Raw genomic sequence first — 14,006 nt, 5'->3', positions numbered from 1 at the left:
CGGGGGTAGCAGGCAATGGCATTGACCAAGGCGGAGATGGCGGAAAAGCTGTTCGACGAAGTCGGTCTGAACAAGCGGGAAGCCAAGGAATTCGTCGACGCGTTTTTCGATGTGCTGCGTGAAGCATTGGAACAGGGACGTCAGGTGAAGCTGTCGGGCTTCGGCAATTTCGATCTGCGGCGCAAGAACCAGCGCCCGGGTCGCAACCCGAAGACCGGCGAGGAAATTCCGATTTCCGCCCGTACGGTGGTCACCTTCCGGCCGGGCCAGAAGCTCAAGGAGAGGGTGGAAGCTTATGCTGGATCCGGGCAGTAACCGCGAACTACCGCCGATCCCGGCCAAGCGCTACTTCACCATCGGTGAGGTCAGCGAGCTGTGCGACGTCAAGCCGCACGTCCTGCGCTACTGGGAAACCGAGTTTCCCAGCCTTGAGCCGGCCAAGCGCCGAGGCAACCGCCGCTACTACCAGCGCCATGACGTGCTGATGGTGCGGCAGATCCGCAGCCTGCTGTACGAACAGGGCTACACCATCGGTGGTGCACGCCTGCGTCTGGACGGCCCCGATGCCCGCGAGGAATCGGCGCTGAGCAACCAGATCATCAAGCAGGTACGCATGGAGCTGGAAGAAGTGCTGCAGTTGTTGCGCCGCTGATCCCATTTCCATCGTAATCCGCTATACTTCACGGCCCGCCGCACTGGCGGGCACATCGCAGCATCAGTCGGGGCGTAGCGCAGCCTGGTAGCGCATCTGCCTGGGGGGCAGAGGGTCGTCGGTTCGAATCCGGCCGTCCCGACCAAAAGCAGCGATAGAACAAGGGCTTGCGCCATGCGGTGCAGGCCCTTTTTCGTTGTGCACCCTATTACCACCCTATCGCCACCCTATCGAGGTAGCGCGATACCCGTGGTGACCGGCTGCCACGGCGCTTCATGGCCACCCAGGTAATGCTCAGTCATCGACGCGTTGCCGTGTCCCATCAGCGCTTGAATCTGTTCCGTGGTCCAGCCCGCATCGCGCAGCAGCGCACCGCCCAGGCTGCGGATCTCATGGAATGTTGGCGGTGCTTCGCCACCCACGCCGGCAGCATCGCGTGCCTTTGCGAACGCACGCGACAGCTGCTCGGGCAGCACCTGCGTGTGGTGCGCTCGGTCCTTCGCGCGCTTGTCGCTGGGCCTGGCCTTTTCCGGCAGGCGGTGGATCACGAACGGCGAAACCACGTCATCGCGGCACCTGGCCAGCAGGTCGAGCAGCGGCCCGGCCACGGCGATCTGTAGTCGAACGTTCGTCGAGCCCTCGGTTTTCGACGGCACTACCCACAGGTGGCCGTCGCGCACGTCGGCAAACTTCACCGTCACCAGCCGTATCCTTCCGGCCATGCGTTCTTCCCACGGCTTCCGCACCGCCCCAATCCCCTCTGGCTGGGTCCAGACCGGCGAGCGCTGGGCGCTTTGGTACAACGGCCGCGAGACGGCCAGCGTCACGCCCGACGGTGGTCCCGGGGGCCGGCTATGGATGGAAGGCCAGAAGATGTGGCAGGTGAAGGAAGTGCGCGCGGCCAACGTCCGGCAGGCGAAGCGGTACGCCGAGCGCTGGTGCGCGGCCAGGCTGTATCCCGATCTTCCCCTGCGCCAGGCGGTCGCCCGGCTGACCGACAGCACTCCGATCCAGCCCGAGCCGCCGCTGCCAGGCCTGCCGCCAACCCGTGAGCAGCAGCAACAGGCCCGGCGTCTGGCCGAGGCCGGGCGGTTGGAACTGGCGCGGATCAAGGAAGCGCTGGAACCGCGCCAACCGCCGAAGGAGACCAAGCCCAGGGCGAGGGATCCGATGAAGGCGTGGGTCAAGGCAGGTAGAGAGCAGCTGTCCCGCGCTCGAATCTGATCCCCCGTTCAGGGGAGGCGGTCGACTCAAAATGCTTGCCACACTTGCCCTTTCACCAGAGAGAGCAATGATGAACGCTACCAATCGAAAGACCGCCAGCTTCGGAGTGCCGTGGGAATCGGCCTACGGGTACGTACAGGCCGTCCGCGTCAACAACACGATCTTCGTGTCCGGCCAGCTCTCGCACACGCCGCAGGGCGAGCTGGTTGCGCCGGCGGAGCTGGGGGCCGACGGCAAGCCCGCCAACTTCGACACCATGGAAGCCCAGATGAGGCGCACCTACGAGAACGCGCAGGTGCTGCTGGCAGAGCTGGGTGGGTCGATCGCGGACGTGGTCGAGGAAACGCTGTTCGTCATCGACGTTCCGGCCGCTTTCGCGGCCAGTAGCAAAGTCCGGCCGGCCGTGTATGGCCAGCCGGTGCCGCAGGTGGCCAGCAACCTGATCGGGGTCTCGGCGTTGGCCTTCCCCGAGCAGCTGATTGAGATTGCCTTCCGGGCGGAAGTCCAGGGTTAAGGCACTATGTGGGCGGGGCTTGCTCCGCCCGTTCCTTGCGGTGAGTAGGCCACCGATGGTTCCTACGAGCGCCTCGGCCCGGACAAAGCCAGGACGATCTCCGGCGTGCCGTACGCTACTTCTCCGCAGCGGGCTTGGCGCGGGGCTTCAATCTGAAGCTCACGCCCATCCGGTTGATCGCGTTCATGGCCGCAATGGTGAGCGTGAGGTCGACCAGGTCTTTCTCGCCGAATACTGCGGCTACTTTTTCGTACGCCTCATCAGATGCATGGGTTTCGCTCACGAGCGTCACTTCCTCTGCCCATGCCAGTGCGGCGCGCTCTTGTTCCGAGAATAGATAGGCGGCCTCGTGCCAAACAGGTAGGAGAGCGATGGTGTCGAACGGCATGCCTTCCTTAAGCAGATCACGGGTATGAATGTCGATGCAGTGGGCGCAGCCGTTTAGCTGCGACACACGCAAAAACACCAGATGCACCAGTTTCGGCGGCAGAGAGGTGCCCGCGGTCACAAAGTGATGCAGTTGCCCCACGGCTTTGGCGCCCTCGGGAGAGACTACGAACCAGTTGGCTCGATTCATTTTAATGGGTCCTTTTCGGGTATCTGTGGGGCCGGAATCGCCCCACCCGAAGCAAGGACGCCGACGGGCAGCAGTTCGTGACACCTGCCTAGGCTCGTCGCGATCCGCTGCATGTACGCTCGCCGAGGAAGGGGATGCTGGCCGTGGGGCGCTAGATACGGGGCGCGGCGGGGAGCACCCGGAGAAGATCCTCGATTGGCGGGACAGGGAAGGGGAATTGGCTGAAGGGGGGATCGCATCGCCGCCGTTCGGATGGCGTCGGGTAGAGCCGCCATATGCACCCTATCGGCTCGTAAGTGATTGATCGGATTGGGGCGCAATTTGCACTTTTGGGATGCCCTGCGAAGGCCTGAAACCCTTACAGATCAACGGGATGGGCCTATCTGGAACGATGCCTGGGGGGCAGAGGGTCGTCGGTTCGAATCCGGCCGTCCCGACCACTGTGATGAATCAAGAAGCCCGCGCAGCGATGCGTGGGCTTTTTTGTGCGTGCGGTGTATGCTGCGCGCCACTCGTACTACCGCGGCTGCTGAACCCGGTACTCACGAGAACACATCATGGAATCTGCAAGAAACCGTGCCTGGCGTCGCAGCCAGGCCCGCAATCGTGGTGGCGACCGCGCCACGACCGCCTACCGCTACAAGCCCGAGAAGAGCTGGAAGCTGTTGTATACGCGCGATGCCAAGCTCGCGCGTGCACGCCAGCTGGGCTTCACCTATCCGGTCCTCAGCGCCCGGCAACTGCAGGAACAGGAATGATCAACCTGCTGTTCGTCTGCAGCCGCAACCAGCTGCGGAGCCCGACCGCCGAAGCCATGTGGCGACGGCGGCCCGGCTTCAACGCGCTGTCGGCCGGCACCAGCCCGCACGCACGACGCCCCATCGGCCCGGCGGATATCCGCTGGGCCGATGTCATCTTCGTGATGGAGGCCAAGCACCAGCATCGCCTGCGGGCCGCGTACGCGCGCCTGCTGGAACACAAGCGCCTGCATTGCCTGGACATCCCCGACGACTATCGCTGCATGGATCCGGTGTTGATGGACCTGCTGGACGCAAAGGTGACCACGTATCTCGATCAGCTGCCGGAAAAGCGGTAGATCAGCTCCGGATCGCCTTCGTCCAATCCATGCACGATGCCGCTGTCGATGAAACCCGAGGCGGGCATCACCTCGCGGATATGCAGCATCGTCGAGGAAGGATCGGGTGGTGCCATCGCAGGCTCCTGGACTGGATGCGCCCAGTCCATCGATCACGTCGGCCGTGTCTGCGTATCCGCCAAAGCCAGCGTGTGGTCGGCAGTCAATACACGCGGAACTCGGCACGGCAGCCGTCGCTGACCCACACCCCGCGGCGGTCCCAGCCCCAGTTGCGGTCCTCGACGCACGGCGTCACCGACTTCTGCTTGACCAGGCGCACTTCATGGCGCACCCGGATGCGGCATTCCTTGTCCTTCTGCTCGTAGGACTCGCAGACCAGGCGCTCGCCGTCGTCATCCCGATCACGATCCCGGCCGCGCCCCGGCCAGCGGCCGCGTCCCTGTTCGTCTGCCACGAACTCAGCGCGGCAGCCTTCGGTGACCCAGAGCATGCGGCGGCTCTGGCCCCAGTTCTGGTCCTCGACGCAGCGGGTGACCGACAGCTGCCTGGCCATGCGCATGCGGCCTTCGATCGGGCACTGCTGGGTCTTGTTGAACTGCGACTCGCAACGCAGCGGCGGAATGTGATCGCTGTCGTAGTCCTGGGCGGCCACCGTGGTGGCCACCAGCAGCAGGGCCAGGGCGGAGGTGGCAATGGGCGGCAACAGGCGATGGGTCATGGAGAGCCTCGGCAGGGGGAATGGGCCGCAAGAATGGACCAGCCCGAGGCCGTCGGAACGGATCGTTCCGGCGCTGGCTCAGTGGGGATTTAGTAGTGCGCACCGGCCCATGCAGGGCCTTACATCCCTTATCATCGCGGCACATCCGATCGCATCGGCTTACACCTTCTTACATGTCTCCCACGCATGCCGGCGCAGCCTGTGGCTGCCGTCACTGGCGTGCAGCCGGCTTGCGGAGGAGGATGCGCGGACCACGACGACCACAGGGGGTTGCGTTGATCAGCAGTACCGTCATTCATCGCTCGGCTGGCGCAGAGGCCGGGCAGGTGCGTGTCCTGGACACCACGTTCAAGGGCAAGCATGTGTTCATTGCGTGGGGCCTGCGCGGGCCGGAACTGACCCGCAGCGCAGACCCGCCCGCCACCGTGGCTGCGCGCAAGGCGTTGCACGCCGTGGCCGGCCACAGCGAAGGGCCGCGCAGCCCGGAGGTGTTCATCGCCAACCAGTCGGCGGTGGCGATTACCGTCTATCGGCTGCTGACCGAAGCGCGTTCGGGCGATGCCATCTTCTTCCTGTGTGATTCGCAGGCTGTGGTCGACTGGCTGATCACCGCACTGGAAGTCCAGGGCGAAGGCTGACGCTGCGCGCGGTCAGGCCAGCGCAGCGTCCACCGCCGCAAGCGCGTGCAGGGTGGTCGTGTCGAACAACGGCACCGCACTGTCCTCGGGGCGCACCAGCAGCATGATCTCGGTACAGCCGAGGATGATCGCTTCGGCGCCGCGCGCGACCAGCCGCGCAATCACGCCGGCGTACACCTGCCGCGAGTGCTCGCTGGCCACGCCGGCGATCAGCTCCTGGTAGATGATGTCGTGCACGCAGCGGCGATCATCAGCCTCCGGAACCAGTACCTGCAGCCCGAAGCGGTCCTGCAGCCGGTCGCGGTAGAACGCCTGCTCCATGGTGAAGGCGGTGCCGAGCAGTCCCACCTTGCGGATGCCTGCCTGCAGGATCGCCGTGGCGGTCGGGTCGGCGATATGCAGCAGGGGCAGCGGGCATTCGGCTTCGATCCGGCCGGCCAGCATATGCATGGTGTTGGTGCAGATCACCAGCAGCTCGGCGCCACCGGCCTGCAGTCGCCGCGCGGCATCGAGCATGTGGTTGCCCAGCACATCCCACTGACCGTCGTGCTGCAACTGCTTGATGTCGGCGAAATCCACCGACCACAGCAGCAGTTGCGCCGAATGCGCGCCACCGAGGCGGTGCCGCACCGTCTCGTTGATGAGACGGTAGTACTGCGCCGAGCTTTCCCAGCTCATGCCGCCGATCAGGCCAAGGGTCTTCATGCTCAGCTCCATGCCAGGAAGTCGTCATTGCAGCACAGCAGGTGTGGCAGTTGCACCATACATTAGTGACTGCTAATGTGTTGATCATGATCGAGAACGCCCTGTTCAAGGCGCTGGCTGACCCCACCCGCCGCCACATCTTCGAAAAGCTGGCCGATGGCGGGCGGCATGCCAGCGCGCTGCGCGAGGGCATTGCGATCAGCCAGTCTGCGATGTCCCAGCACCTGGCAGTGCTGCGCGATGCAGGGCTGGTGCGTGAGCAGCGCCAGGGGCGCTTCGTCCACTATGAAGTCGATCCGCGCGGGCTGGCCCACATCGGACGCTGGCTGCAGCGATACCGGGCCTACTGGCCGGCGCGGATGTCCGCACTGCAGAACCTGCTGGAGGAGATGGACTGATGGACGATGTACTGAAGGAAGCGGCTCCCGCGCTGGTGATGGAGCAGCGGTTGCCTGCGCCGCCGGAACGGGTCTGGCGCGCACTGTTCGATCCGGCACTGCGTGAGCGCTGGTTGCCTGCCGCCGATCTTGCCGATCCACAGCCCTGCCTGTGCGAGGAGGGGCGGGAGCTGGGATTCCGCTTGCGCGATGCACAGCCCCCACATCTGCACAGCCTTGTGTGTTTTCGGCTGCGCGCTGATGAGGATGGGGGAACGGTGCTGACCATCGTGCATCGGCTCACCGACCGGCGCGCGCTGATACCGCCGGCGTCCAACGATGACCATCGCACGGTGATGCGCGCGGCGTGAGCCGGCGCCTGGATCGAACGCTACAGGGAGCAGGCACATGCGGGACAGAATGCAGCTGGTACCGATGGTGGTGGAACGCAGCGAGCGCGGTGAGCGCTCCTATGACATCTACTCGCGGCTCCTGCGCGAGCGCATCATCTTTCTCAACGGCGAAGTCGATGACACCGTATCGGCGCTGGTCTGCGCGCAACTGCTGTTCCTTGAATCTGAAAATCCGGAGAAGCCGATCCATCTGTACATCAATTCGCCGGGTGGGGTGATCTCCAGCGGCCTGGCGATGTACGACACGATGCAATACATCTCGGCCCCGGTGCATACGCTGTGCATGGGCACCGCGCGGTCGATGGGTTCGTTCTTGCTGATGGCCGGCGAGCCGGGTCACCGCGCGGCGCTGGCCAATGCCAGCCTGCATGTGCACCAGCCGCTGGGCGGGGTGCAGGGCCAGGCTTCGGACATCTTCATCCACGCCGAGGAGATGCAGCGCACCAAGCAGCGCATCACCCAGCTGTATGCGCGGCATTGCGGACGCAGTTTCGAGGAGGTCGAACAGACCCTGGACCGCGATCGGTTCATGAGCGCCGAGCAGGCATGCGAATGGGGCCTGATCGACCAGGTACTGGTACGGCGCGACGCGCTCGCGGCCTGAGCCTGCCTCTGTAACCACCGCATCCATGCTGCACTGTGTGTGCCGCGCCAGGCCGGCGCACTCTATGCTGGTTGGATGTTCTGAAGTGGACGCCCGATATGGCCCTGCATACCTGGTGGTGGTTCCTGGCCACGGTCTTCGTGCTGTGCGGGACGCCTGGGCCCAACATGCTGCACATCCTTGGCCGCAGCGTCGGGCTGGGATTTCGCGGCAGCGTGCCGGCCATGGCCGGCTGCCTGCTGGCGATGCTGCTTGTGCTGGCGGCTTCCGCAGCGGGCCTGAGTGCGCTGCTGCATTCCTCGCCCATGCTGTTCGAGGTGCTGCGCTATCTCGGTGTGGCCTACCTGGCCTGGCTCGGCATCAAGGCCTGGCGCGACAGTTGCCGGCCCGCACCCGCGGTGGCCGATGCTGACGAGGTCACGCTGGCGCCGGTACATGGCGCAGGAACGGTGTTCCGCGGCGGCCTGTGGGTCGGCCTGAGCAATCCCAAACTACTGCTGTTCGCCGCAGCGTTCCTGCCACAGTTCGTCGACCCGTCGCGCAGCCAGGCCGTGCAGTACAGCGTGCTGGTGGCGACCTTCGCGGCCTGCGAACTGTTCTGGTACGTGATGTATGCGGCCGGTGGTCACGGCCTGCGCCGTTGGCTCGCCAAGCCATTCGCACGGCGCTGGTTCGAGCGGCTGGTGGGAAGCGTGTTCCTGGCTTTCGCAGTGGCGTTGTTGCGCTTCCGGCCGCGTTGATTCACGCCGCACACGCGGCCCGTTCACGAGCGCCGCATCGGTGGCGGCCTAGCCTGATCGCACCGTTTGCATTCCCTGCAGGGAAAGGATCGACATGATCAAGTGGGCCATCATCTTCGCCATCATCGGCATCATCGCGGGCGTGCTGGGCTTCGGCGGCATCGCTGGCGCCGCCGTGGGCATCGCCAAGTTCCTGTTCTGGGCAGGCATCATCATCGCCGTGGTGCTGTTCCTGATCGGCATGAGCGTGGCGAAGAAGGTCAGCTGAAGAAGGTCAGCTAGCGCCGTTCGCGCAGCAGCGTCTTCAGTGCGCGCTGCTGCGCGAGAACAGATTGATCACCAGTACGCCGGCGCAGATCAGGCCGATCCCGATCAATGCCGGTGCATCCAGCCGCTGCTTGAACACCACCAGGCCGATCAGCGAGATCAGCACAATGCCGACGCCGGACCAGATTGCATAGGCGATGCCGGTCGGCACCGACTTCATGGTGACCGACAGCAGGTAGAAGCACAGCCCATAGCCAATCAGCGCGCCCACTGTCGGCCACAGCCGGCTCATGCCGTCCGAGGCCTTCAGCAGCGACGTGGCAATCACTTCCAGCACGATGGCGGCGGCCAGGTAGATATAGGGGTTCATCGTGAGCTCCGGGTCACTGCGGGTCGCACCGGATCAGTCGTCGATGCGAGCGAAGCGCGCCTGCGGGCCGTGTTCGCCCGGAACCTGCTCGATGAACATCGGGTAGGGGCGTACCCACAGGCCGCCTTCGCCATAGAGTGCGCGATAAAGCACCATCGGCTCCAACGTCTCGCTGCTGCGGACGATGTCGATCACCTCGTAGTCGCCGCCCTTGAAGTGGCGATACCGGCCACGGGCGAGATCGGGCAGGGGAGTCAGCTCAGCCATGGCAGGGCGTGCTCACTTGCGCGCCGGGCTGGCGGGCTTGGCGCAGTACGCGTCGATGGCCTCGGCCGTGTTGGCCAGGCCCTGCGCCTGCGCCAGCTCCCAGGGGCGCTCGCAGCGCTGGCTGTGTTCGCACCACTGATACCCGGCAGAGCCGATACAGCCGTGCGCATCACGGTCGCCCCCCACCACCGGCGTCGCTGGCGACGCCTCAGCGGCATCAGCGCGCGCGGTCGCCGTGTCCTGGCTGGCACAGCCGGCCAGAGCCAGCAGGGCCGGGATCAGAAGAAGCACCTTCATGTGCGAGCTCCGCGCCTAAAGCGACATTTTCTGTCGCAAATAGCTCGGCAGCAAGCGCTCAATGCACGGCGGCGCGGATCAACTCTTCGATCAGGATCAGATAGCTGGCCACGAAATAGAACTTCAGCAACGTCCAGCGTTGCTGTGAGAAGAAGGTGCGCATGTGGAAGGGGCCCCTGTTGATGACGGTAGTGTGAAGCCAGCCTGACTCCGTGACAAGGATCACGGAATGAACGGGCTAAACGGACTCAGGGATGTGAGGAAAGCCAAGATCCGACGCGAAGGCGCGGCATTTTCGTACAAATCTGATAGGCCATCCCGGAGGCGGTCGCTAGCCTGATGGTGTAACGGCAAGCGGCCCGCTGCCTGCCACTGCACCCTTTCATCCGCAGGAGCCTCCCGATGGTCATCACCGTCCAATGCAATGCCCAGCGCTGGTCCGTACTGCATCCGCAGGTGAGCGACACCACCGGTTACGCCCGGGGCGCCGACGCCTTTGATGCCGCCGCCGCGCTGGCCCTGGAGCATCACCGCCGCACCGGCCAGCGCAGCACGGTGCGGGTCGAGGCGCTTGGCAACACGGTAGACGCGCTTTACGTTGGAGAGTGACGCCAGCCCCCGTAGTGCAGTCAGCCACGGTTGAGTTGTTTGAATGGGGGAACAACTGCCATCGCGCCTCCCTCTGTGCGCCGGGCCGTGAATCCCGGATGCTTGCGCCATCGTATTCATCTGGAGATCTCGATGGGCAAGGCACTCACCTGGCGCACCCTGGCCTGCACCCTGTTGCCGATGCTGGCGGCCGCCGGCGGCGCCCAGGCGCAGAGCTATGGCTACGGCTACGACGACGACCGCTATGGCGGCCGCGATGGCAGTGGCATCGTGCGCTGCGAGTCGGTCAAGAACCGCAGCAACGAGTGCCGCCTGGATGGCCGCGCGCGGCTGATCCGCCAGTTGTCCGGTTCGCCCTGTGTGGAAGGTGAGACCTGGGGCCAGTCGCGCAACGGCGTCTGGGTCACACAGGGGTGCCGTGCCGAATTCGTCGGTGAATACCGCCGCGGCGGCGGCTGGGGCGGCAATGGCGGCGGCTGGGGCAACGGCAATGGATGGGGTGGTGGCGATGTGGTCACCTGCCATTCCAATGGCCACCGGCAGGAGTACTGCGATGCCCGCATCCGCCGGGGCGTGCGCCTGATCCGCCAGGACTCGCGCAGTGCCTGCATCGAAGGCCAGAGCTGGGGCTGGGATCGCCGCGGCATCTGGGTGAGCGATGGCTGCAGGGCGCAGTTCCAGGTGAACTGAGCTTTACGGATTCAACCCATGAAAATCAGAATAATCTGATACAGCTCACATTTTGAACGCCGTATCGTCTGTGATCAGGGCGCCTTGCGTGCCCTGATTCCCGATGTCGATTGCCGTAGCCGGCATCAGCATCGCGCCGCCGTCGATACGCTGCCTCAAGGAGTGAGCTGCATGTTGATCCGCCTGCAATGCGAACAGCGCCAGTGGCGCGTGCTGCACCCGGATAGGCCGGAGCCAATCGAGTTCCGTGATGGCGCACGAGCTTATGACTTTGCCGAGACCCTGGCCCGCCTGCACTTCGTCGACACCGGGCAGCGCGCCGCCGTGCGCGTGGAGGCCAGCGGGGCGTTCGTGGAAGCGGTCAGTTACGGTTGAGCGTGGGGCGCCTGCCGGGGCAGGCCTGCGGGGTCCGGCCATCCACGCATGGCGTGGAACCACCTGCTTCCACCATGGAAGGTGCGAGCCTTCGGCTGCACCTTCCCGTGATGCGTGGATTCCTGATCGGCCTCAGCCCGCTGCGCTCAGCGGTGGGCTGCCTGCGGCCAGCTGTGGCCAACGCTTGAGCACGGCGGCGCGGATGCCGGCCGCATCGATACCGGCTTCGGCCAGCAGGTCCTCGCGGCTGGCGTGGTGCTGGTAGCTGTCGGGCAGGCCCAGGTGCAGGATCGGACGCAGCACGCCTTCGGCATTGAGCAGTTCACCGACACCGGAACCGGCACCGCCGGCCACGACGTTGTCTTCGATCGTGACCAGGCCCTCGTGCTGCGCGGCCATGGTCAGCACCAGCTCGCGATCCAGTGGCTTGATGAAGCGCATGTTGACCACGCTCAGGCCCAGTTCGCGGCCGACCTGCTCGGCGGCGGGCACGGTGCTGCCGAAGGCAAGCAGGGCGATGCGGTTGCCCTGCAGGCGCAACTCGCCCTTGCCGATCGGCAGGGTCGACAGGTCGGTGCCGGCCGCAACGCCGGTACCCGTACCGCGCGGGTAGCGCACGGCCGCCGGACCCGGGTGCTGCAGGCCGGTGCTGAGCATCTGCCGGCACTCGGCTTCATTGGAGGGTGCCATCACCACCATGTTCGGCACGCAGCGCAGGAAGCTGAGGTCGAGGTTGCCGGCGTGGGTCGCGCCGTCCGGACCGACCACGCCAGCGCGGTCGATCGCAAACAGCACGTCCAGATCCTGGATCGCCACGTCGTGCACCAGCTGGTCGTACGCACGCTGCAGGAAGGTGGAGTAGATCGCCACCACCGGCTTGCCACCCTGGGTGGCCATGCCGGCGGCGAGGGTGACCGCGTGCTGCTCGGCGATCGCCACGTCGAAATAGCGCTGCGGGTATTCCTTGCTGAAGCGCACCAGGCCAGAGCCTTCGCGCATCGCCGGAGTGATGCCGTAGAGGCGCGGCTCGGCGGCGGCGGCATCGCACAGCCAGTCGCTGAATACATCGGTATAGGTCGGCTTCTTGGCCCCGGCCTTGGCCACCAGGCCCTTGTCCGGATCGAACGGGCCCACGGCGTGGTAACCGATCTGATCGCCTTCTGCCGGCTCGTAGCCCTTGCCCTTGGTGGTCATCACATGCAGCAGCTTTGGGCCCTTGGAGGCGCGCAGCGTCTTCAGGGTGGACAACAGGGCCGGCATGTCGTGGCCGTCGATCGGGCCGGTGTAGTGGAAGCCCATTTCCTCGAACATCGTGGAGGGCACGAACATGCCCTTCCAGTGTTCTTCCCAGCGCTTCACGAAACGCGCCGGGTTGTTCTTCTTGTCACCGAGGATCTTCTTGCCACCTTCGCGCAGCGCGTTGAGCGTACGGCTGCCGGTCGCTCGGCCCAGCATCTTGGTCAGGCCGCCCACTGCCTCGGAGATCGACATGTTGTTGTCGTTGAGGATCACCAGCAGGTTCGGCTCCGGCTCCATGCCACCAGCGTGCATCAGCGCCTCGAACGCCATGCCGGCAGTCATCGCGCCGTCACCGATCACTGCCACAACCTTGCGGTCGTCGCCTTCGGACTGGCGGGCGATGGCCATGCCGAGCGCGGCCGAGATCGAGGTGGAGGAGTGGCCGACGCCGAAGGTGTCGTACTCGCTTTCCTCGCGCTTCGGGAACGGCGCGACACCGTCCTTCTGCTTGACAGTATGGATCTCGTCGCGGCGGCCGGTCAGGATCTTGTGCGGGTAGGTCTGATGGCCGACGTCCCACACCAGCTGGTCGACCGGGGTCTGGTACAGATAGTGCAGGACCACGGTGAGCTCGATAACGCCCAGGCCGGCGGCGAAGTGACCTCCGCTCTTGCCCACCGATTCGATGAGGTAGGCGCGCAGTTCGTCGGCGACCGCCCTCAATTCGGATTCGTCGAACGTGCGCAGGTCATCCGGTGTCTGGATGCGCGCGAGGCGGGGATAGCGGGCAGAGTCGATCATCATGTTCGCACTTTTTCTGAACGCCCATTTTCGCCCTCAAACGGGGGTGGGGCAAGCAAACGCCGCCGTCCGTGACAGGACGGTGAGGGTTGCATTTTCGGGCGTTCAGGTGCTGAGTTTCGAGCGCTTGGGCAACTGCGCCTTCAGGAAGGCCATCTGGTCGGCCAGGATGTTGCGGTTGGACAGGATCAGGTGCTCGATCCAGCTGGGCCGGTAGGGCACTGCCAGCAGGGGCATGCCGGCCTGCTGCGGGGTGCGGTCGCTCTTGCGCGAATTGCAGTGGAAGCACGCGGTGACCACGTTTTCCCAGCAGTCCAGGCCACCTTTGGACAGCGGCATGACATGGTCGCGGGTGAGAGTCGGGCGGGTGAACTGCTGGCCGCAGTACATGCACAGATGGGCGTCGCGGGCGAACAGGGCCTGATTGGTCAGGTTCGGCGTGGGGTCGATCGCGCGGGAGCGGGCGTGGCCGCGGGCGGCGATGATCGGGTGCAGGTCCATGCCGCTCTGCAGGCCGCTGAAGCGGTTGGTGCCACCGTGGATGTGCAGGCAGGGATCGCCGAGCGTCCAGGCCACTGCCTCGCGGGCGTAGAGGCAGGCCGCATCCTGCCAAGTGATCCAGTCCAGTACGCGTCCGTGGGCATCAAGCGAGAGCAGCCGGACCGAACCGGGGCGATGCAGCGTCGTGGCGTTGGGCGATGCTTCGGCGCCCGGAGCAGAAAACGGAGCTCCGGCTTCGATCAGACCCAAGCGTGTAGTGTCTGTCTCCATCGGGAGAACAGCTTATACCTGAATGTTGACGATTTGTGTATCGCCGACAGGCGATACACAAA

24 protein-coding genes, 1 tRNA gene and 1 pseudogene are annotated in these 14,006 nt (G+C 65.2%); 16 read left to right on the top strand and 10 right to left on the bottom strand.

The features are described from left to right. Positions 1–15 precede the first annotated feature (15 nt). The 3 genes from ABGA94_RS08290 (at position 16) to ABGA94_RS08280 (ending at position 797) form a co-directional block, all read left to right on the top strand. On the top strand, positions 16–315 hold the full coding sequence (locus tag ABGA94_RS08290; RefSeq protein WP_005410432.1) for an integration host factor subunit alpha: 300 nt from the start codon (positions 16–18) through the stop codon (positions 313–315). Then, entirely contained in the window at positions 296–652 is a 357-nt protein-coding gene (locus ABGA94_RS08285; protein WP_005410431.1) for a MerR family transcriptional regulator, read from the top strand. The genes ABGA94_RS08290 and ABGA94_RS08285 overlap by 20 nt, the downstream gene beginning before the upstream one ends. A gap of 68 nt (positions 653–720) precedes the next feature. Then, positions 721–797: transfer RNA gene (locus ABGA94_RS08280), tRNA-Pro, on the top strand. A gap of 82 nt (positions 798–879) precedes the next feature. Here the strand turns inward: ABGA94_RS08280 and ABGA94_RS08275 are convergent. Further along, positions 880–1,353, bottom strand: a complete 474-nt coding sequence (locus tag ABGA94_RS08275; RefSeq protein ID WP_005417861.1) for a tyrosine-type recombinase/integrase — start codon at positions 1,351–1,353, stop codon at positions 880–882. A gap of 19 nt (positions 1,354–1,372) precedes the next feature. On the opposite strand from ABGA94_RS08275, the gene ABGA94_RS08270 reads away from it, so the two are divergent. Next, positions 1,373–1,876 (top strand): hypothetical protein, encoded by a 504-nt coding sequence (locus ABGA94_RS08270; RefSeq protein ID WP_181357026.1) that lies wholly within the window; start codon positions 1,373–1,375, stop codon positions 1,874–1,876. 70 nt (positions 1,877–1,946) lie between these two features. Further along, positions 1,947–2,390, top strand: coding sequence for a RidA family protein (locus tag ABGA94_RS08265; protein ID WP_005417857.1), 444 nt, complete (start codon positions 1,947–1,949; stop codon positions 2,388–2,390). Between the two features lie 115 nt (positions 2,391–2,505). Here ABGA94_RS08265 and ABGA94_RS08260 read toward each other — a convergent pair whose 3' ends face one another. After that, positions 2,506–2,967 (bottom strand): carboxymuconolactone decarboxylase family protein, encoded by a 462-nt coding sequence (locus ABGA94_RS08260; RefSeq protein WP_019660562.1) that lies wholly within the window; start codon positions 2,965–2,967, stop codon positions 2,506–2,508. A 557-nt stretch (positions 2,968–3,524) separates the two neighbouring features. Between ABGA94_RS08260 and ABGA94_RS08255 the strand changes: the two genes are divergently transcribed. Then, positions 3,525–3,725 (top strand): hypothetical protein, encoded by a 201-nt coding sequence (locus ABGA94_RS08255; RefSeq protein ID WP_005417854.1) that lies wholly within the window; start codon positions 3,525–3,527, stop codon positions 3,723–3,725. Further along, on the top strand, positions 3,722–4,063 hold the full coding sequence (locus tag ABGA94_RS08250) for a low molecular weight protein tyrosine phosphatase family protein (RefSeq protein WP_005417852.1): 342 nt from the start codon (positions 3,722–3,724) through the stop codon (positions 4,061–4,063). The genes ABGA94_RS08255 and ABGA94_RS08250 overlap by 4 nt, the downstream gene beginning before the upstream one ends. Here ABGA94_RS08250 and ABGA94_RS08245 read toward each other — a convergent pair. Continuing rightward, positions 4,042–4,128: pseudogene (locus tag ABGA94_RS08245) on the bottom strand (GNAT family N-acetyltransferase); the annotation flags it as partial. The gene ABGA94_RS08250 and the pseudogene ABGA94_RS08245 sit on opposite strands and share 22 nt — an antisense overlap. A 137-nt stretch (positions 4,129–4,265) precedes the next feature. Next, positions 4,266–4,781, bottom strand: a complete 516-nt coding sequence (locus ABGA94_RS08240) for a DUF3011 domain-containing protein (protein ID WP_005417847.1) — start codon at positions 4,779–4,781, stop codon at positions 4,266–4,268. Between the two features lie 242 nt (positions 4,782–5,023). Here ABGA94_RS08240 and ABGA94_RS08235 point away from each other — a divergent pair, with 242 nt between their 5' ends. Beyond that, positions 5,024–5,419, top strand: coding sequence for a hypothetical protein (locus ABGA94_RS08235; RefSeq protein ID WP_061478088.1), 396 nt, complete (start codon positions 5,024–5,026; stop codon positions 5,417–5,419). Between the two features lie 12 nt (positions 5,420–5,431). On the opposite strand, the gene ABGA94_RS08230 is transcribed toward ABGA94_RS08235, so the two are convergent. Continuing rightward, on the bottom strand, positions 5,432–6,136 hold the full coding sequence (locus ABGA94_RS08230) for an aspartate/glutamate racemase family protein (protein ID WP_321573326.1): 705 nt from the start codon (positions 6,134–6,136) through the stop codon (positions 5,432–5,434). 74 nt (positions 6,137–6,210) lie between these two features. On the opposite strand from ABGA94_RS08230, the gene ABGA94_RS08225 reads away from it, so the two are divergent. The 5 genes from ABGA94_RS08225 (at position 6,211) to ABGA94_RS08205 (ending at position 8,526) form a co-directional block, all read left to right on the top strand. After that, positions 6,211–6,522: a helix-turn-helix transcriptional regulator gene (locus tag ABGA94_RS08225; RefSeq protein ID WP_005417843.1), complete on the top strand. Its 312-nt coding sequence runs from the start codon at positions 6,211–6,213 to the stop codon at positions 6,520–6,522. Beyond that, on the top strand, positions 6,522–6,872 hold the full coding sequence (locus ABGA94_RS08220) for a polyketide cyclase (protein WP_049413658.1): 351 nt from the start codon (positions 6,522–6,524) through the stop codon (positions 6,870–6,872). Before ABGA94_RS08225 ends, ABGA94_RS08220 begins: the two co-directional genes overlap by 1 nt. A gap of 37 nt (positions 6,873–6,909) precedes the next feature. Next, positions 6,910–7,518, top strand: a complete 609-nt coding sequence (locus ABGA94_RS08215; protein ID WP_005417839.1) for an ATP-dependent Clp protease proteolytic subunit — start codon at positions 6,910–6,912, stop codon at positions 7,516–7,518. A gap of 98 nt (positions 7,519–7,616) precedes the next feature. Then, positions 7,617–8,258, top strand: coding sequence for a LysE family translocator (locus tag ABGA94_RS08210; RefSeq protein WP_005417837.1), 642 nt, complete (start codon positions 7,617–7,619; stop codon positions 8,256–8,258). Between the two features lie 94 nt (positions 8,259–8,352). Beyond that, a complete protein-coding gene (locus ABGA94_RS08205; RefSeq protein ID WP_005417836.1) occupies positions 8,353–8,526 on the top strand; it encodes a DUF1328 domain-containing protein in 174 nt (57 codons plus the stop codon). 36 nt (positions 8,527–8,562) lie between these two features. Here the strand turns inward: ABGA94_RS08205 and ABGA94_RS08200 are convergent, their stop codons facing one another. Genes ABGA94_RS08200 through ABGA94_RS08190 form a run of 3 tightly spaced genes read right to left on the bottom strand, consistent with a single transcriptional unit; the run spans position 8,563 to position 9,459 of the window. Next, entirely contained in the window at positions 8,563–8,895 is a 333-nt protein-coding gene (locus ABGA94_RS08200) for an SMR family transporter (protein WP_111127794.1), read from the bottom strand. A gap of 33 nt (positions 8,896–8,928) precedes the next feature. Then, positions 8,929–9,162 (bottom strand): DUF1653 domain-containing protein, encoded by a 234-nt coding sequence (locus ABGA94_RS08195; RefSeq protein ID WP_005417832.1) that lies wholly within the window; start codon positions 9,160–9,162, stop codon positions 8,929–8,931. Positions 9,163–9,174: 12 nt separating this feature from the next. After that, positions 9,175–9,459, bottom strand: coding sequence for a hypothetical protein (locus ABGA94_RS08190; RefSeq protein WP_065196609.1), 285 nt, complete (start codon positions 9,457–9,459; stop codon positions 9,175–9,177). 402 nt (positions 9,460–9,861) lie between these two features. Between ABGA94_RS08190 and ABGA94_RS08185 the strand changes: the two genes are divergently transcribed. From ABGA94_RS08185 to ABGA94_RS08175, 3 genes are all read left to right on the top strand, one after another. Then, complete coding sequence (locus ABGA94_RS08185; RefSeq protein ID WP_005417826.1) at positions 9,862–10,068, top strand: hypothetical protein; 207 nt, start codon at positions 9,862–9,864, stop codon at positions 10,066–10,068. A gap of 132 nt (positions 10,069–10,200) precedes the next feature. Beyond that, a complete protein-coding gene (locus tag ABGA94_RS08180) occupies positions 10,201–10,758 on the top strand; it encodes a DUF3011 domain-containing protein (RefSeq protein ID WP_005417825.1) in 558 nt (185 codons plus the stop codon). A gap of 171 nt (positions 10,759–10,929) precedes the next feature. Next, positions 10,930–11,133, top strand: a complete 204-nt coding sequence (locus ABGA94_RS08175; protein ID WP_005417823.1) for a hypothetical protein — start codon at positions 10,930–10,932, stop codon at positions 11,131–11,133. Positions 11,134–11,265: 132 nt separating this feature from the next. Here ABGA94_RS08175 and dxs read toward each other — a convergent pair whose 3' ends face one another. After that, positions 11,266–13,173: a 1-deoxy-D-xylulose-5-phosphate synthase gene (dxs, locus tag ABGA94_RS08170; protein WP_111127807.1), complete on the bottom strand. Its 1,908-nt coding sequence runs from the start codon at positions 13,171–13,173 to the stop codon at positions 11,266–11,268. Positions 13,174–13,278: 105 nt separating this feature from the next. Next, a complete protein-coding gene (locus ABGA94_RS08165; RefSeq protein WP_032954353.1) occupies positions 13,279–13,944 on the bottom strand; it encodes an HNH endonuclease in 666 nt (221 codons plus the stop codon). Positions 13,945–14,006: the final 62 nt, after the last annotated feature.

Origin of the sequence: Stenotrophomonas sp. 3diitr2024, from assembly GCF_042136455.1 — a bacterium.
In the GTDB taxonomy this organism is placed as follows: domain Bacteria; phylum Pseudomonadota; class Gammaproteobacteria; order Xanthomonadales; family Xanthomonadaceae; genus Stenotrophomonas; species Stenotrophomonas sepilia.
The sequence above is the reverse complement of the archived record's forward strand: the minus strand, read 5'-3'. Positions and strand labels throughout refer to the sequence as shown.

Excerpts from the sequence above, each read along its gene's own strand:
- ABGA94_RS08185 (WP_005417826.1), top strand. The coding sequence starts at position 9,862 with ATGGTCATCACCGTCCAATGCAATGCCCAGCGCTGGTCCGTACTGCAT.
- ABGA94_RS08265 (WP_005417857.1), top strand. The coding sequence starts at position 1,947 with ATGAACGCTACCAATCGAAAGACCGCCAGCTTCGGAGTGCCGTGGGAA.
- ABGA94_RS08180 (WP_005417825.1), top strand. The coding sequence starts at position 10,201 with ATGGGCAAGGCACTCACCTGGCGCACCCTGGCCTGCACCCTGTTGCCG.
- ABGA94_RS08285 (WP_005410431.1), top strand. The coding sequence starts at position 296 with ATGCTGGATCCGGGCAGTAACCGCGAACTACCGCCGATCCCGGCCAAG.
- ABGA94_RS08175 (WP_005417823.1), top strand. The coding sequence starts at position 10,930 with ATGTTGATCCGCCTGCAATGCGAACAGCGCCAGTGGCGCGTGCTGCAC.
- ABGA94_RS08200 (WP_111127794.1), bottom strand. The coding sequence starts at position 8,895 with ATGAACCCCTATATCTACCTGGCCGCCGCCATCGTGCTGGAAGTGATT.
- ABGA94_RS08260 (WP_019660562.1), bottom strand. The coding sequence starts at position 2,967 with ATGAATCGAGCCAACTGGTTCGTAGTCTCTCCCGAGGGCGCCAAAGCC.
- ABGA94_RS08210 (WP_005417837.1), top strand. The coding sequence starts at position 7,617 with ATGGCCCTGCATACCTGGTGGTGGTTCCTGGCCACGGTCTTCGTGCTG.
- ABGA94_RS08190 (WP_065196609.1), bottom strand. The coding sequence starts at position 9,459 with ATGAAGGTGCTTCTTCTGATCCCGGCCCTGCTGGCTCTGGCCGGCTGT.
- ABGA94_RS08290 (WP_005410432.1), top strand. The coding sequence starts at position 16 with ATGGCATTGACCAAGGCGGAGATGGCGGAAAAGCTGTTCGACGAAGTC.
- ABGA94_RS08255 (WP_005417854.1), top strand. The coding sequence starts at position 3,525 with ATGGAATCTGCAAGAAACCGTGCCTGGCGTCGCAGCCAGGCCCGCAAT.
- ABGA94_RS08230 (WP_321573326.1), bottom strand. The coding sequence starts at position 6,136 with ATGGAGCTGAGCATGAAGACCCTTGGCCTGATCGGCGGCATGAGCTGG.
- ABGA94_RS08220 (WP_049413658.1), top strand. The coding sequence starts at position 6,522 with ATGGACGATGTACTGAAGGAAGCGGCTCCCGCGCTGGTGATGGAGCAG.
- ABGA94_RS08165 (WP_032954353.1), bottom strand. The coding sequence starts at position 13,944 with ATGGAGACAGACACTACACGCTTGGGTCTGATCGAAGCCGGAGCTCCG.
- ABGA94_RS08235 (WP_061478088.1), top strand. The coding sequence starts at position 5,024 with ATGCGCGGACCACGACGACCACAGGGGGTTGCGTTGATCAGCAGTACC.
- ABGA94_RS08205 (WP_005417836.1), top strand. The coding sequence starts at position 8,353 with ATGATCAAGTGGGCCATCATCTTCGCCATCATCGGCATCATCGCGGGC.
- ABGA94_RS08240 (WP_005417847.1), bottom strand. The coding sequence starts at position 4,781 with ATGACCCATCGCCTGTTGCCGCCCATTGCCACCTCCGCCCTGGCCCTG.
- ABGA94_RS08225 (WP_005417843.1), top strand. The coding sequence starts at position 6,211 with ATGATCGAGAACGCCCTGTTCAAGGCGCTGGCTGACCCCACCCGCCGC.
- ABGA94_RS08215 (WP_005417839.1), top strand. The coding sequence starts at position 6,910 with ATGCGGGACAGAATGCAGCTGGTACCGATGGTGGTGGAACGCAGCGAG.
- ABGA94_RS08270 (WP_181357026.1), top strand. The coding sequence starts at position 1,373 with ATGCGTTCTTCCCACGGCTTCCGCACCGCCCCAATCCCCTCTGGCTGG.
- ABGA94_RS08195 (WP_005417832.1), bottom strand. The coding sequence starts at position 9,162 with ATGGCTGAGCTGACTCCCCTGCCCGATCTCGCCCGTGGCCGGTATCGC.
- ABGA94_RS08250 (WP_005417852.1), top strand. The coding sequence starts at position 3,722 with ATGATCAACCTGCTGTTCGTCTGCAGCCGCAACCAGCTGCGGAGCCCG.
- dxs (WP_111127807.1), bottom strand. The coding sequence starts at position 13,173 with ATGATCGACTCTGCCCGCTATCCCCGCCTCGCGCGCATCCAGACACCG.